The sequence below is a fragment of the Agrobacterium sp. DE0009 genome (assembly GCF_007680755.1).
GTDB lineage: Bacteria > Pseudomonadota > Alphaproteobacteria > Rhizobiales > Rhizobiaceae > Agrobacterium > Agrobacterium tumefaciens_B.
Map to the genome: position 1 here is coordinate 82,411 of NZ_VEIU01000006.1, position 16,018 is coordinate 98,428.

The 16,018-nt window shown below is 59.6% G+C and carries 15 protein-coding genes; 13 read left to right on the forward strand and 2 right to left on the reverse strand.

Features of this window, described 5'->3' with window-relative positions:
- Positions 1–6 precede the first annotated feature (6 nt).
- From nadA to FS804_RS19250, 6 genes are all read left to right on the forward strand, one after another.
- Positions 7–978, forward strand: a complete 972-nt coding sequence (gene nadA / locus FS804_RS19225) for a quinolinate synthase NadA (RefSeq protein ID WP_144578515.1) — start codon at positions 7–9, stop codon at positions 976–978.
- Positions 975–2,543 carry an L-aspartate oxidase gene (locus tag FS804_RS19230; RefSeq protein WP_144578516.1) on the forward strand — a complete coding sequence of 523 codons (1,569 nt, stop codon included), beginning with the start codon at positions 975–977 and terminating at the stop codon, positions 2,541–2,543. The genes nadA and FS804_RS19230 overlap by 4 nt, the downstream gene beginning before the upstream one ends.
- A 1-nt stretch (position 2,544) precedes the next feature.
- Positions 2,545–3,411: a carboxylating nicotinate-nucleotide diphosphorylase gene (gene nadC / locus FS804_RS19235; RefSeq protein ID WP_144578517.1), complete on the forward strand. Its 867-nt coding sequence runs from the start codon at positions 2,545–2,547 to the stop codon at positions 3,409–3,411.
- Between the two features lie 146 nt (positions 3,412–3,557).
- Positions 3,558–3,809: a GlsB/YeaQ/YmgE family stress response membrane protein gene (locus FS804_RS19240; protein WP_003508605.1), complete on the forward strand. Its 252-nt coding sequence runs from the start codon at positions 3,558–3,560 to the stop codon at positions 3,807–3,809.
- A gap of 12 nt (positions 3,810–3,821) precedes the next feature.
- Positions 3,822–4,253, forward strand: a complete 432-nt coding sequence (locus FS804_RS19245; RefSeq protein ID WP_144578518.1) for a DUF3597 domain-containing protein — start codon at positions 3,822–3,824, stop codon at positions 4,251–4,253.
- 22 nt (positions 4,254–4,275) lie between these two features.
- Complete coding sequence (locus tag FS804_RS19250) at positions 4,276–4,464, forward strand: hypothetical protein (RefSeq protein ID WP_063947174.1); 189 nt, start codon at positions 4,276–4,278, stop codon at positions 4,462–4,464.
- Positions 4,465–4,654: 190 nt separating this feature from the next.
- Here the strand turns inward: FS804_RS19250 and FS804_RS19255 are convergent, their stop codons facing one another.
- Positions 4,655–5,698 carry an L-idonate 5-dehydrogenase gene (locus FS804_RS19255; protein ID WP_144578519.1) on the reverse strand — a complete coding sequence of 348 codons (1,044 nt, stop codon included), beginning with the start codon at positions 5,696–5,698 and terminating at the stop codon, positions 4,655–4,657.
- 206 nt (positions 5,699–5,904) lie between these two features.
- Here FS804_RS19255 and FS804_RS19260 point away from each other — a divergent pair, with 206 nt between their 5' ends.
- The 3 genes from FS804_RS19260 (at position 5,905) to FS804_RS19270 (ending at position 8,739) form a co-directional block, all read left to right on the forward strand.
- Positions 5,905–6,660: an SDR family oxidoreductase gene (locus FS804_RS19260; RefSeq protein WP_144578520.1), complete on the forward strand. Its 756-nt coding sequence runs from the start codon at positions 5,905–5,907 to the stop codon at positions 6,658–6,660.
- A gap of 50 nt (positions 6,661–6,710) precedes the next feature.
- Complete coding sequence (locus FS804_RS19265) at positions 6,711–7,604, forward strand: NAD(P)-dependent oxidoreductase (RefSeq protein ID WP_144578632.1); 894 nt, start codon at positions 6,711–6,713, stop codon at positions 7,602–7,604.
- 142 nt (positions 7,605–7,746) lie between these two features.
- Positions 7,747–8,739 carry an aldose 1-epimerase gene (locus tag FS804_RS19270; RefSeq protein ID WP_144578521.1) on the forward strand — a complete coding sequence of 331 codons (993 nt, stop codon included), beginning with the start codon at positions 7,747–7,749 and terminating at the stop codon, positions 8,737–8,739.
- A gap of 7 nt (positions 8,740–8,746) precedes the next feature.
- Here the strand turns inward: FS804_RS19270 and FS804_RS19275 are convergent, their stop codons facing one another.
- Complete coding sequence (locus FS804_RS19275; protein WP_080828478.1) at positions 8,747–9,208, reverse strand: Lrp/AsnC family transcriptional regulator; 462 nt, start codon at positions 9,206–9,208, stop codon at positions 8,747–8,749.
- Between the two features lie 166 nt (positions 9,209–9,374).
- Here FS804_RS19275 and FS804_RS19280 point away from each other — a divergent pair, with 166 nt between their 5' ends.
- The 4 genes from FS804_RS19280 (at position 9,375) to glgB (ending at position 16,002) form a co-directional block, all read left to right on the forward strand.
- Positions 9,375–10,088: an aspartate/glutamate racemase family protein gene (locus FS804_RS19280; RefSeq protein WP_144578522.1), complete on the forward strand. Its 714-nt coding sequence runs from the start codon at positions 9,375–9,377 to the stop codon at positions 10,086–10,088.
- Positions 10,089–10,859: a class II glutamine amidotransferase gene (locus tag FS804_RS19285; RefSeq protein ID WP_144578523.1), complete on the forward strand. Its 771-nt coding sequence runs from the start codon at positions 10,089–10,091 to the stop codon at positions 10,857–10,859.
- 473 nt (positions 10,860–11,332) lie between these two features.
- Positions 11,333–13,795 (forward strand): glycogen/starch/alpha-glucan phosphorylase, encoded by a 2,463-nt coding sequence (locus tag FS804_RS19290; RefSeq protein WP_144578524.1) that lies wholly within the window; start codon positions 11,333–11,335, stop codon positions 13,793–13,795.
- On the forward strand, positions 13,795–16,002 hold the full coding sequence (gene glgB, locus FS804_RS19295; protein WP_144578525.1) for a 1,4-alpha-glucan branching protein GlgB: 2,208 nt from the start codon (positions 13,795–13,797) through the stop codon (positions 16,000–16,002). The genes FS804_RS19290 and glgB overlap by 1 nt, the downstream gene beginning before the upstream one ends.
- The last annotated feature ends 16 nt before the right edge of the window (positions 16,003–16,018 follow it).

The following is a 16,018-nucleotide window of genomic DNA, read 5'->3' on the forward strand; positions in this document are numbered from 1 at the left end:
GCGTCCGTGAACGAACCGATTTCCGCTGCAAGCCTTTACGACCGCGTTTCCCGCGTCATTCCCAAAGCGGAATGGATGAGCTTCCAGGACGATGTAAACGCCATTCTCGCGCTGAAGCGGGACCGCAACGCCGTCATCCTCGCCCACAATTACCAGACACCGGAAATCTTCCACGGCGTTGCGGACATCGTCGGCGACAGTCTTGCGCTCGCCCGCAAGGCAATGGAGGTGGAAGCGGATGTGATCGTCCTCGCAGGCGTGCATTTCATGGCGGAGACGGCCAAGCTCCTCAACCCGGAAAAAACCGTGCTCATTCCGGATATGGGTGCTGGCTGTTCGCTCGCCGATTCCATCACGCCCGAGGATATCGCCCTTCTGCGCAAAGCCTATCCCGGCGTGCCTGTTGTGACCTATGTGAATACGTCCGCGGCCGTGAAGGCCGCCTCCGATATCTGCTGCACCTCAGGCAATGCGCGTCAGGTGGTGGAATCCCTCGGCGTGCCCCGTGTGCTGATGTTGCCGGACGAATATCTGGCGAAAAACGTCGCGCGCGAAACCCATGTGGAGCTGATAGCATGGCGCGGCCATTGTGAGGTGCATGAGCTTTTCACCGCCGACGACATCAGGGAACTCAGGGAAAGCCATCCCGGCGTCACCGTGCTGGCGCATCCGGAATGCCCACCCGATGTCGTGGATGCCGCAGATTTTTCCGGCTCAACCGCCGTCATGTCCGACTATGTCAGCCGCGAGCGCCCCGCCCGCGTGGTATTGCTAACCGAGTGCTCGATGAGCGACAACGTCGCCGTGCATCACCCGGATGTCGAATTCATCCGCCCCTGCAATCTCTGCCCGCATATGAAACGCATCACGCTTGGCAACATCCGCACGGCGCTGGAGGAAAACCGCCACGAAGTGACGGTTGATCCGGCCATCGCCGTTGCCGCGCGCTGCGCTGTGGAGAGGATGCTGAACATATGAGCAAGGGCCATCCGCAAGCGGGCTGGACCGTCATCGTCGGAAGCGGCATTGCCGGTCTGATGACGGCGCTGACGCTTGCCCCGCGGCCCGTGCTGCTTATCACGCGTGCCGCCTTGGGCGGCGAAACCTCCAGTGCGTGGGCGCAGGGAGGCATCGCAGCAAGCCTTGGGCCTGATGACCGCCCCGCGCTTCACCTGGCCGATACACTTGCTGCAGGCGATGGCCTTTGCGATGAGGATCTCGCAGTCGAAATTGTTTCATCGGCACCCGCCGTCATCGACGCACTGGAGCGGGCGGGCGTTCGCTTTGACCGCGACGCCAAGGGCAACTACGTGTTCGGGCTCGAAGCCGCTCATAGTCGGCGTCGCATTCTCCACGCGGAAGGCGACGGGTCGGGCGCCGCGATCGTCAGCGCGCTTGCAGCGGCCGTTCTTCGCACGCCATCGATCTCGGTTCTTGATGGCACGGACGTGCGTCGGCTGCTGACGCAGGACGGCGTGGTCGCCGGCGTTGCATGCCTCGGTCCGAAAGGCTGTTTTACCCTTCCGGCTGCGGAAGTTGTCCTCGCGACTGGCGGCCTCGGCGGGCTTTACGACGCGACGACCAACCCACCGGCCAATTTAGGGCAGGGCATCATGCTTGCCGCGCGCGCCGGCGCCATTCTTGCCGACATGGAGTTCGTGCAGTTTCACCCCACCGCACTTTCTTCGACCCGGCGGCCGCTGGCGCTGGTCAGCGAGGCCGTGCGAGGAGAAGGCGCGGTGCTCGTCAACGAAAGTGGCGACCGTTTCATGGCTGCCACGCCGGGTGGGGAACTTGCGCCGCGGGACATCGTCGCCCGTGCCATCAACCGTGAAATCGAGCGCGGCGGCAAGGTCTTTCTCGATGCGCGCAAGTCGCCCGGCTCAAAGTTCTCTACCCGTTTCCCCGCAATCGACCGGCTCTGCCGGGAAGCGGGGATAGACGCGGCCCGTGACCTCATTCCCGTCCGCCCGGCCGTGCATTACCACATGGGCGGCGTCGCAACCGATGGCAATGGGCGCAGCTCCGTGCCGGGCCTCTGGGTTGCCGGCGAAGCCGCCTGCACCGGCCTGCACGGGGCAAACAGGCTCGCCAGCAATTCCCTGCTCGAAGCGGCCGCCATGGGCATGCGGGCGGCGCAGGACATTGCCGGCAGACCCGCCTCCGCCGGAAGAGCGGCGGTAACTATACCGACGCTGCCCCTCCCGGATTTTCCTGCGGCCGATCTCTCTCTCATCCGGCCCATCGTTTCACGCCACCTCGGCATTGCAAGACATGCAGAGGGACTGACCAATGCGATCCGCGATCTTCTGCCCTTGGCAAAGGGAAATGGCGCCGCATCGGATCCAGCGCTTGTTGCACTAGCCGTCGCGGTCTTCGCGGCGCTGCGCGCAGAATCGCGCGGCGCGCATTTCCGCGACGATTTCCCCGGGCGGCACGCCGTCGCCACGAGGCGCAGGCTGAACCTCAGCGACATCACCACCATCGCCCATGAATTTGTGTCGTCCGACCGTCCTGCGGCCAGCTTTGCGCGGAGCGCCTGATATGACCGTTTCTACCCTTCCACCCCTGCCCCGGCTCCTCCTCGAACCAATCGTTCGTAACGCCCTTCTGGAAGATCTGGGCCTGGCGGGCGACATCACCTCCAACGCCGTCATTCCTGCCGATCATCGCTCGGTGGTCGTTATGGCCGCGCGCGAACCGGGCGTTATCGCCGGTCTCGATGCCGCGGAGCTCGCGTTTCAGCTGGTGGACCCCGCCATCGTCATGAACCGGAATGTGATGGACGGTGCAACGGTCGAACCGGGCGACATCATCGCAACGATAGAGGGGCCGTCCCGTGGCCTTTTGACGGCAGAGCGGACGGCGCTCAATTTCCTCGGCCATCTCTCAGGCATCGCTTCCGTGACGGCAAGAATCGTCGCGGCCATTGCCGGTTCCAAGGCTTCGGTCGCCTGCACCCGCAAGACGACACCGGGGCTGAGAGCGATGGAAAAATATGCGGTGCGCGCCGGTGGCGGCATGAACCACCGCTTTGCCCTTTATGATGCCGTTCTGATCAAGGACAACCATATCGCCGTCTCAGGCAGCGTGCGCCACGCCATCCGCCGGGCAAAGAAGGGTGTCGGGCATCTCGTCAAGATCGAGGTGGAGGTGGATACGCTGGCGCAGTTGCAAGAGGCGATGGAAGAAGGCGTGGACGCCGTCCTCCTCGACAATATGACGCCTGAACAATTGCGCGAGGCGGTCCACGTCGTCGCCGGTCGCGCCATTACCGAAGCCTCCGGCCGCATCAATCCTCAGACCGCGCCAGCCATTGCCGCGTCCGGCGTCGACCTCATTTCGATTGGCTGGCTGACGCACAGCGCACCGGTGCTCGACATCGGGCTGGATTTTAAGAGTCAGGGTTGAAACGGTAGAAGCTTACACGCCGCGCGGAACAAAATTTCCGCACCGTCGTTATAATCCCGCCTGGGGTCATTTCAAGGCGGGGGGACGTGCGTAAACATGCGGGTCCATAAGCCTCCTGACCTCTCTCAAGAAAGGAAAGGCCTGTTATGGAAGACGCACAAGTTGGCTGGATTGCAGCAATCATCATCGGCGGCGTAGCCGGTTGGCTCGCCGAACAGTTCATGAAAAGCAATATGGGTGTTTTCATGAACATCATTCTCGGCATCATTGGCGCGATTGTCGCGAATTTCCTTCTCGGACTTGTGGGCATTTCGCTCGGCGGCTGGATCGGTTACCTCATCGCCGGCTTCATTGGTGCCTGCATACTCATCGCGATCGGGCGGGCATTCCGCAGGTAAGGGGAGGACACCATGAGCTTTTTCGACAAGATCAAGAACGCGATTTTCGGCAAGGCCGAAGCGGCACCACAGGCCTCCGCGCCGGCCGGAACGCCGACATCCACCGCGAGCCCGACGGCAACAAGCCCGGCAGCACCTGCCGCGCCTGCGCCAACAACCGAGGCGCCGGCCCCCGCAGCAACAGGCAATGTTGACGTCGCCTCCATTCTTGATGCCGCTGTCAAAAAGAACGGCCAGAAACTCGACTGGAAACACTCCATCGTTGATCTTCTGAAAGCCCTCGACCTCGACAGCAGCCTCACGGCCCGCAAGGAGCTGGCGAGCGAACTGGGTTACACCGGCGACACTTCGGACTCCGCGACCATGAACATCTGGCTGCACAAGGCCGTTATCAAGAAGCTTTCTGAAAATGGTGGCAAGGTTCCGGCCGAGCTTCTCGACTGAACGATAATAAGGGAGCGCAGCAATGGACGATTATTCCAGCCTTCGAGAGCAGATCGGTCAGGACCTCGACACCTTGCACAGGACCGAGAATCCCAAGTCGATCTTCGAAATCGCCGACGATTACCTTCTCGGAAATCCTGATCTGAAAAGGACCGTCGTCGAAGACATCATCAAGGAAGAAGCGGACAAGCGGGGCATCTCCATTCACTGACGGCCAGTCGTTCAGACGCGACTGATTAAAATCGGGCAGCATCCCGACTGGATGCTGCCCTTCTTTAATGTCCAAGTGACCACTGCCATCGCATCTTAGCTCGCTAAACCGATCAGTCTGGTAATGATATCGGTAACAGCTAGCGAATGCCGGCCCTCGTCAGTGCCATCGGTGCGGATATGGCCGACGCTCACACGGTCGCATTACGAAACGCTATCTGCACCTTCATGGCACGACTGCGGTCCGAGGCAAATTCGAAAGCCGAGATAGCATCGTCTAGATCGACAGTCTGCGTGATAAACGGTCTGACGTCGATCAGGCCTTTGCGCATCAATTCGACGCCGATAGCGAATTCTTCGTGGAAGCGGAACGAGCCGCGCAGATCGAGTTCTTTCGCGGTAATCGCCATCATCGGCAGATTCATATCGCCGCCGAGACCAAGCTGAACGATAATCCCCCGCGGACGCAGCGCCGGAATCGCGCCCGCGAGCGCCACCGCAGCCCCAGAGCATTCATAGAGAACATCGAAGGTCCCCTTGTCGGCACCATAGGCCGCCAGCGCATCAGGTTCGTCCTTGCTGTTAATGACACGGTCCGCCCCCGCTTCACGCGCCTTGGCGAGCGTGAAATCGGAAAGGTCGGTCGCGATGATCTCAGCAGCACCCGCACGCCGGGCGGCGAGAATGGAAAGAATGCCGATGGGGCCGCAGCCAGTCACAAGCACCCGTTTTCCCAACAGATCGCCAGCGCGGCGCGTCGCATGCAGCGTCACCGCCAGGGGTTCCGCCATGGCTGCTTCTCCACCGCTCAAGCCATCGGCCGGTACGCACTGCAATGCATCTGCCACCAGAACTTCGCGGAAAGCGCCCTGAATATGGGGGAAAGGCATCGCGCTGCCGTAAAAGCGCATGTTGAGACACTGATTGTGCAGGCCTTCCTGGCAATAGCGGCATGTCCTGCATGGGCGGGAGGGCGAAACCGCAACAAGCCCACCGACCTTCAACCCCTCCACACCATCGCCCAGCTCTTCGATAATGGCCGATACCTCATGCCCGAGCACCATGGGTTCCCGAAGGCGCACCGCGCCGAAGCCGCCATGGTTGTAATAATGCAGATCGCTGCCGCAGATTCCGCCCCGGACCAGACGAAGCCGCACTTCACCCGGCCCCGGCATCTCCTCAGGCCGCTCTTCGATGCGGACATCCTTCGCCCCGTGGGCAACAATCGCTCTCATTGATATCTCCGTTTGACGTCGCCCCTCCGCGACGTGACAAATATAGCTTACATCCGTCGCCTCCACGAATGTATCGCGTGCGGACATCTACCCGCCGCTTACTGGAGGCGAGCGTTTCAGCCTTGACATTCATGGCCAAAACGGATGAATGTTATCGATAACATAAATCGGCATGAGGTCAATGCCGGGAGAGACTGGAGGAAATAGTGAGCCCGAAATTGTTTGATCTTTCGGGGCGCAGAGCCCTGATCACCGGCTCGTCCCAGGGCATCGGCTTTGCGCTGGCGCAAGGCCTGTCGGAGGCGGGAGCGGACGTGGTGCTGAACGGCCGTGATGAAGTGAAATTGGATGATGCCGCCACCCGGATCAAAGGCGCTAAAACACTGCCCTTCGACGCCACGGACCATGCCGCTGTGCGCAGCGCTATCGATCAATTTGAAGCAGAGGTTGGTCCGATCGATATTCTCGTCAACAATGCCGGCATGCAGCACCGCTCTCCTCTCGAAGATTTCCCGGCCAACGCCTTCGAGCGCCTGCTGCAAACCAATATCGCCTCGGTATTCCACGCCGGTCAGGCAGCCGCGCGCCATATGATCACCCGAGGCCGCGGCAAGATCATCAACATCGCCAGCGTTCAGACCGCCCTCGCACGGCCGGGCATTGCGCCCTACACCGCCACCAAGGGCGCTGTCGGCAACCTGACCAAGGGCATGGCGACGGATTGGGCGAAATATGGCCTGCAATGCAACGCTATAGCGCCTGGCTATTTCGACACGCCGCTCAATGCTGCACTGGTGGCTGATCCCACCTTTTCTGCGTGGCTTGAAAAGCGCACACCTGCCGGTCGCTGGGGCAAGGTGGACGAACTCGTCGGCGCCTGCATTTTCCTATCGTCAGACGCTTCGTCCTTCGTGAACGGACATATTCTCTATGTCGATGGCGGCATTACCGCTTCGCTGTAAAAAGGCAGTCCGACGACACCACGACACTTTGGGAGGATGCCGTGAGCAACATGAGCGAGAAGAACAAAGTCGCCCTGATCGGTGCTGGCGCTATGGGCGGCGCTATTGGCACGCGGCTCATCGAAACCGGCAATCATCTGACGGTTTTCGATCTCGACGCGGAAAAGGTGTCAGCGCTGACGAACCGCGGCGCACAGAGCGCCGGCACGGCTGCGGAGGCGGCTTCGGCTTCCGATGTGGTTATCCTCAGCCTCAACTCGCCGAAAATCGTTCGCATCGCTGTCTTCGGCAAGGATGGCGTGGCGGCCGGCGCAAAACCCGGCACGCTGATCATCGACATGTCCTCGATTGACCCGGAAGCGACTAAGGAACTGGCGGCTGACGCCGCAGATAAAGGCCTGCGCTGGGTGGACAGCCCGCTTTCCGGCGGTGCGCCCAAGGCGCTCATCGGGCAACTGACATTGATGGCCGGAGGTAGTGAAAAGGATGTGGCCGATGCTCACCGGGTGCTTCAACATGTCGCAAGCAACTATACCCATATGGGGCCCTGCGGGGCGGGCCAGACCACCAAGCTTATCAATCAGGTTCTTTGCGGGCTGAACTTTCTCGCCGTGGCGGAAGCAACGCAGCTCGCACTCGATGCTGGCGTCGATGCCGCAAAGATACCGCAGGCGCTAAAGGGCGGGCGCGCCGACAGCGCCATCCTTCAGGAGTATATGCCCCGCTATGTAGCAAAGGATTACCGCCGGACCGGCCGCATCGATAACATGGTGAAAGATCTGAATGGCGCGCAGGACCTTGCCCGGCGAACCAACACTGCCATGCCACTGACGGCCGTCTGCGCCGAGGTGCACCGGATGTTGACGGCAGCCGGACTTGGCGGAGAAGACCAAGCTGCACTGATGGAGTTTTTCAGCGGCGCAAAACGCAACCTTTCGGGCTGATGCCCGGGAACATCGGATGGCGGCAGGCTGTTGAAACTGCCGCGCCGTCCCATTGCGAAATGGTCCCGCACCGACGATGATCGGCGAATCGGCAGGGCATTTGCCGTATGACCGCAGACATACATGCAGAGGACATTTCCCGATGACTATTTCGACCACAGGCGCGGGAATTGCTGGTGTCACCGTTTCCGGGAATGGGTTTTCTGCCGAAATTGCCTACGAGGGCGCGACGCTCCTGAGCTGGCGACCCCTCTCTGCAGACGGTGCTGGGAACGAGAACCTCATCGACGGATATTTGACCCCATCCGACATTGGCTCGCAGAATGGAGTGAGAAACGGCATTCTCGCCCCCTTCACCAACCGCATTGCGGATGGTCGCTTCAGCTTTGGCGGGCAGGACCATCGCATTGAACCGGTACTTGCCCATGAAGCCCTGGTTTTTCACGGATTTGCCAGAGCCCTGCCCTTCATCCTTGTCCATTCCGACAAGGCGGATGACGCCCACATTCTGCTGTTTCGCGCCGATATACGGCCTGCCGATTTTGCGGGCTATCCATACCGGCTCACCATCGAGGTGGAATATCGTTTCTCCGGCCATGAGGTTGCCATCGACATCCGCGGCATCAACCGCGGTGATCAGCCCCTGCCCTTCGCGGCCGGCTGGCATCCCTATTTCCGCCTGCCCGGCACGACGTCTATCGATGACCTTCTTCTCACGCTGCCCTCGAAGACCGTTATCGAAACAGACGAAAATCTGATCCCCCTTCGTGACCCAAAAGGCGCTGTCGTCAAAAGGGACGACATTGGTTTTGTCCAAACGCCGCTATCAGGCCATGTGCTCGATTTATGCTTCACCGATCTGAATGCATCCGAAAACGGGCTTTACGAAACAAGGCTGGAAGACCGTAATAGCGGCGCGAGCCTGACAGTATGGCAGGAGCGGGGTCATATGCATGTCTTTACCGGCGATACCCTCGCGCGCGGCAGGCGCCACTCTATAGCCCTGGAACCCGTGGAAACGCCCACCAATGCGTTCAACCAGCCCGAACTCGCGGACGCGATAACATTGAAGCCGGCAGAAACGCGCAGCTTCCGCTTTGGTTTTCGTTTCGACGGCCAATCGACGAAGCGTTGACGAGCGCTCAGATGTGCGTTGTCGGCAGCGATGACGACAGCTTCACCGTCTCCATCGAGATGTAGGCCGACATATCGTAAAGCTGAACGCGACGCAGGATTTGCTTGTAGACGGTGTCGTAATATTCGACATTGGGCAGCACGAGTTTGAGAATATAGTCGAAATTACCCGTCAGGCGGTGAACCTCCACAATCTCCGGTATGGTGCTGACGGCGGCATGGAACTTGTCCAACCAATCCTCGGCATGCAGGCCCGTTCTCACCAGCAGGAAAACCGTGGTCGGCAGATTGATTTTTCGCCGATCCAACAGCGCCATCGTGCCCGTCACATATCCCTCCGTGCGCAACCGGGTAATGCGGCGCGAACAGGCCGATAGCGACAGGGAAACCTCCTCGGCGATATCGGCGAGAGGCGTTTCCGCATTTTCCTGGAGAATCGCAAGGATTCGGCGGTCTCGATCATCAATCATCCGGAAAGAATGCACCTGTTAACATATTTGCGCAAGAAATTTGCGCATTTACCGGCCATCCCGCTCCATACTTGCACTTCCGCCTAAAAATCGAAGGAAAAACGCACGCCGTTTTCGTGACGGCGATGGCATCCTTGTCGCAATCAATTTTGATAAGGGGAAACAGATGAAACGCATCGGCCTGATTGGCGGCATGAGCTGGGAATCCACCGCCACCTATTATCGAATGATCAACGAGGCCGTGCGCGACAGCCGCGGCGGGCTGGTTTCGGCCGATCTCGTCATGCATTCGCTCGATTTTTCCGAAGTTGTCGCCCTTCAGAAGGCTGACCGCTGGGATGAAGCAGGCGCGCTTCTGGGCGCTGCCGGCGCACGCCTCGCCAATGCCGGTGCCGATTGCGTGCTCATCTGCACCAACACCATGCATCTTGTCGCAGACACGGTCGAAAAAATGTCAGGCGTCGCCCTGATCGACATTATCGACGAAACCGCCGCCGCCCTGAAGGCGGATGGACGCCGCAAGCCATTGCTGCTCGCCACCCGTTACACGATGGAACACGGCTTCTACACCGACCGGATGCGTCGCCAGGGCATCGACGTTGTTGTGCCCGAAGCGGATGACCGGGCTGCAATTCATGACATCATTTTCGGCGAGCTCTGCCAGGGGGAAATCAAGTCTTGTTCGCGCGAGCGCTACCTTGCAGTAATCGAAAAAGCGCGTGCGCTGGGTGTTGATTCCGTCATTCTCGGCTGCACCGAAATTTCCCTGCTGATCGACCCCAACGCGCTGCCGCTGCCGGGTTACGATTCGACAGCCATTCATGCGAAGGCCGCGGTCGCCTTCGCGCTTGGGAACAAGGCGTTCGACAGAGCCGCGTGAATGTGCCGCCTCTTTGCTTATTCCGGTAAACCGGTCTGGCTCGACAGCCTTCTGATCGAGCCCGAAGCATCGCTGGTCAGCCAGTCCATGGCCGCGAGAGAGGCCAAAACTGTTGTGAACGGCGATGGCTGCGGCCTCGGCTGGTACGGCGAGCGCGGAACGCCCGGCGTCTTTCGCGACACGCGACCTGCCTGGTCGGATGCCAATCTGGCGGCGCTTTGCCACCAGCTTCGCTCGGGCATGTTCATGGCGCATGTGCGCTCCGCCACATCTGGCGAAGTTTCCCGCGCCAATTGCCACCCGTTCTCCCATGGCCAATATCTGTTCATGCATAACGGCCAGATCGGCGGCTATGAGCAAATCAGGCGCGACATCGATTCCCTCATTCCGGACGACCTCTATGCAAACAGGCGCGGCACCGGCGACAGCGAAGCCATTTTTCTGATTGCTGCGGGGCTCGACCTTGAAGCCGATCCCGTCCGTGCGATCGCGACGGCGCTGCGGCTCTGCCATAAAAAGATGGTCGCGGCAGGCGTATCCGCTGCGCTTCGCTTCAGCGCCGTGCTCATGGATGGCGACTGCGTGCATGCCTTTCGCTGGTCGAGCGACGACAAGCCGCCGACGCTCTATTGGCGCATGCTCGATGACGGCATCGCGCTCAGTTCGGAGCCTTTCTCCTTCGATTGCACGCCCTGGTGCGCCGTTCCGCCGAACACCAGCCTGACGATCCGCGCGGGAGAAATGACGGCGGCACCTTTTTTCCTGCAATAGAGATTCTTATCCGAGACGATTTTGCCAAGAGCATAAAGCCGCCATCCAATTTGCGCCGTGGCGGCTCATTTATTTTCATTGAATTTTTGCGGCTGCGAAGGATAGTGTGTAGGTTGAGGCATTCGGCTAAACCACGGACGGTTTCCAGTCTGGTGCATGGATATAATAAAATGAACAGATTTCAGGACCGGTGAACCATTTCAAACTTTTGCAGCCTCATTCTCTTTTGAACGATGCCAGACATCGCAGCGCCGACGCAAACAGCCTCACAAACTGCGGATAGGAGGCTTAGAACAGTCTTTGTGTCCTTCAGGGCGTGAAAAAAACCTTATTTTTCAGAATTCTAGCCCACACCACTTTCCGCGAAAATTGCTGTTGCCACGCCTCCATATCGATGCATAAACTGGCATCAGCAATGGCAATACGGATCAACCTCTCAGACCCTCTCCTCCCACCAAGGTGCTGACCGACCAATGATCAATAATCTCAACGCCGCCGATCTTCCCCGCCCCGCGCCGCGCAGTTCCAACCCGGAAATCATGGCCGCGGAAATCATCGAGCGACTGACCTACCGCATCGGCAAAGACGTTAAGGTTGCAAAACCGCATGACTGGCTGACCGCAACCATCCTCGTCGTGCGTGACCGCATCATCGACAAATGGATGGAATCCACCCGCAAGGCCTATGCCAACAATTCCAAGCGCGTTTATTATCTGTCGCTGGAATTTCTGATCGGCCGCCTGATGCGCGACGCCATCTCCAACATCGGCCTGATGCACGAGATTCGTGACGCGCTGTCCTCCCTCGGCGTCGATCTTGACGTTATCGCCGGGCTGGAGCCGGATGCGGCACTCGGTAATGGCGGTCTTGGGCGTCTTGCTGCCTGCTTCATGGAATCCATGGCGACCGTTGATATTCCCGCCTATGGCTACGGCATCCGGTACGTGCATGGCCTCTTCCGCCAGCAGATGGCTGACGGATGGCAGGTGGAACTGCCGGAAACCTGGCTTGCCCACGGTAACCCATGGGAATTCGAACGCCGCGAAAGCTCCTATGAAATCGGCTTCGGCGGCTCGGTGGAGACGATCGGCGGATATGAAGACCCGCAGCGCTTCGTCTGGAAACCGGCCGAGCGCGTCATCGCCATGGCTTACGACACGCCGGTCGTCGGCTGGCGCGGCACCCGCGTCAACACGCTGCGCCTCTGGTCGGCACAGCCGATAGACCCCATTCTCCTCGCCGCCTTCAATGCCGGCGACCATATCGGGGCTCTTCGCGAGAGCAACAAGGCGGAAAGCCTGACGCGCGTTCTCTACCCAGCGGACGCAACGCCGGCCGGCCAGGAACTGCGCCTGCGGCAGGAATTCTTCTTCTCTTCCGCCTCGCTGCAGGACATCCTGCGCCGCCACTTGCAGCAGTATCCGGATTTCACCTCTCTACCGGACAAGGTCTCTATACAGCTCAACGATACCCATCCGGCCGTTTCCATCGCGGAAATGATGCGCCTTCTGTGCGATGTGCACGGTCTGGAGTTCGAGGAAGCCTGGAAGATCACGCAGGGCACCTTCTCCTATACCAACCACACGCTGCTTCCCGAGGCGCTGGAGAGTTGGCCGGTGCCGCTGCTTGAGCGTCTGCTGCCAAGACACATGCAGATCGTTTATGCGATCAACGCCAATACTCTGCTCTTTGCCCGCAAGGAAAAGAAGATGGCGGACCAGCAGATCCGCTCCATTTCTCTCATCGACGAAGGTGGCGAGAGACGTGTGCGCATGGGCAACCTCGCCTTCATCGGCTCGCATTCCATCAACGGCGTCTCCGCCCTTCACACCGATCTGATGAAAGAAACGGTGTTTGCCGATCTGCACAGCCTGTATCCGGAGCGGATCAACAACAAGACAAATGGCATCACACCACGCCGCTGGCTGATGCAGTGCAATCCCGGTCTGACAAGCCTGCTGCGCGAGACGATCGGCGACGATTTCCTCGATGATGCAGAAAAACTGACAGCTCTCGACCGCTTTGCCGACGACGCCGGTTTCCGCGAAAAATTCGCCGAGGTGAAGCGCCTGAACAAGGTCCGCCTTGCCAATACGGTGGCGCAGCGCATGGGCATCCGCGTCGACCCGTCTGCGATGTTCGATATCCAGATCAAGCGCATTCACGAATACAAGCGGCAGCTTTTGAACCTTGTCGAAACCGTCGCACTCTATGATCAAATCCGTTCGCATCCGGAACTGGATTGGGTGCCGCGCGTTAAGTTCTTTGCAGGCAAGGCAGCGCCGAGTTACCACAACGCGAAGCTGATCATTAAGCTTGCCAACGATATTGCCCGGGTGATCAATAACGACCCGGCCGTGCGCGGGCTTCTGAAGGTGGTTTTTGTTCCGAATTACAACGTCTCGCTCGCGGAAATTATGGTTCCCGCTGCCGATCTCTCCGAGCAGATATCGACGGCCGGCATGGAAGCGTCCGGCACCGGCAACATGAAATTCGCACTCAATGGCGCACTCACCATCGGTACGCTCGACGGCGCGAATGTGGAAATGCTGGAACATGTCGGCGCCGACAACATCGTCATCTTCGGCATGACCGCTGAAGATGTCGCCAAGGCCCGTGCCGATGGTCATAATCCCCGTGCCATTATCGAAGGGTCTGCGGAATTGTCGCAGGCGCTGTCATCCATTGCGTCGGGCGTGTTCTCACCCGACGACCGTTCCCGGTTTTCCGCCCTTATCGACGGCATTTACAACAGCGACTGGTTCATGGTCGCCGCCGATTTCGACGCCTATGCCGAGGCTCAGCGCAAAGTAGATGCGATCTGGAGCGATCAGGATAGCTGGAACACCAAAGCAGTGCGCAACACGGCGCGTATGGGCTGGTTCTCGTCCGACAGGACGATCCGTCAATATGCCACCGAGATCTGGAGAGCCTGATGAAAAAACCGCTCAATTCGGCCGAAGAGAAAAAGACTGTCGACATCACGAAGGCTGAAATCGAGGCGATTAAGAGCGGTTTGCATTCCAACCCCTTCGCCCTTCTCGGTGTTCACGAAACGCCGGAAGGGTTTCTTGCCCGCTGTTTCATTCCCGGTGCGGAGGAAGTCTCTGTCCTGACACTGGACGGGACTTTCGTCGGCGAATTGAAGCGGTTGGATCCCGATGGTTTTTTTGAAGGCCCGATCGACCTCCAGAAACGCCAGCCGATCCGATACCGCGCTGCCCGCGATGATGCCGAGTGGGCAGTGACCGATCCTTACAGTTTTGGCCCGGTTCTCGGACCGATGGATGATTATCTCGTCCGCGAGGGATCGCATTTGCGGCTCTTCGACCGGATGGGTGCACATCCTCTGAAACTTGAAGGTGTTGAAGGCTTCCATTTTGCCGTCTGGGCGCCCAATGCGCGGCGCGTTTCGGTGGTTGGCGATTTCAATAATTGGGATGGCCGCCGCCACGTCATGCGCTTCCGCAAAGATACGGGCATCTGGGAAATCTTCGCGCCTGACGTCTATGCCGGTTGCGCCTACAAGTTCGAAATCCTCGGCGCGAATGGCGAGCTGCTGCCGCTGAAAGCGGACCCCTACGCGCGCCGTGCCGAGTTGCGACCGAAAAATGCATCCGTCACCGCCCCCGAACTGTCGCAGAAATGGGAAGATCAGGCCCACCGGGAACATTGGGCGCAGGTGGACCAGCGTCGCCAGCCGATCAGCATCTACGAAGTGCATGCGGGCTCATGGCAGCGGCGCGAAGACGGCACCTTCCTGAGTTGGGACGAGCTCGCCGCGCAGCTTATTCCCTATTGCACCGATATGGGCTTTACCCACATCGAGTTCCTGCCGATTACCGAACATCCCTATGATCCCTCCTGGGGTTACCAGACGACGGGTCTCTACGCACCGAGCGCACGGTTTGGCGATCCGGAAGGCTTTGCCCGTTTCGTCAACGGTGCGCACAAGGTTGGCATCGGCGTCTTGCTGGACTGGGTTCCCGCTCATTTCCCGACCGACGAACATGGGCTTCGCTGGTTCGACGGCACGGCGCTCTATGAGCACGCCGATCCGCGGCAGGGTTTTCATCCAGACTGGAACACGGCGATCTATAATTTCGGTCGCGTCGAGGTGATGTCTTACCTCATCAACAACGCGCTCTATTGGGCCGAGAAATTCCATCTCGATGGCCTGCGCGTCGATGCGGTCGCCTCGATGCTCTATCTCGATTATTCACGCAAGGAAGGCGAGTGGATCCCGAACGAATATGGCGGACGGGAAAATCTCGAATCCGTGCGTTTCCTGCAGAAGATGAATTCCCTTGTTTATGGCACCCATCCGGGCGTCATGACGATTGCCGAGGAATCCACCTCCTGGCCGAAGGTGTCGCAGCCCGTTCATGAGGGCGGTCTCGGTTTCGGTTTCAAGTGGAACATGGGCTTCATGCACGACACGCTCAGCTACTTCGCGCGTGAGCCGGTGCATCGCAAGTTCCACCACCAGGAACTGACCTTCGGTCTGCTATACGCTTTCACCGAAAATTTCGTGCTGCCGCTGTCCCACGACGAGGTGGTACACGGCAAGGGCTCGCTGATCGCCAAAATGTCCGGCGACGACTGGCAGAAATTCGCCAATCTGCGCTCCTATTACGGCTTCATGTGGGGTTATCCCGGTAAGAAGCTGCTGTTCATGGGACAGGAGTTCGCGCAATGGAGCGAGTGGAGCGAAAAGGGGTCACTCGACTGGAACCTGCGCCAATATCCGATGCATGAGGGCATGCGCCGGCTGGTGCGCGACCTCAACCTCACCTATCGGTCCAAAGCCGCCCTGCACGCCCGCGATTGCGAACCCGAAGGGTTCCGCTGGCTTGTGGTCGATGATCACGAGAATTCCGTCTTCGCCTGGCTGCGCACGGCGCCTGGTGAAAAGCCGGTGGCGGTCATCTGCAACCTCACGCCGGTCTACAGGGAAAATTATTACGTGCCGCTGCCCCAGGCGGGGCGGTGGCGGGAAATTCTCAATACCGATGCCGAAATCTATGGCGGCAGCGGCAAGGGAAATGGCGGACGCGTTCAGGCGGTCGATGCCGGCGGCAATATCGGGGCGATGCTCGTCCTGCCGCCGCTCGCCACGATCATGCTCGAACCGGAAAACTGACACATACAGAGGGAGG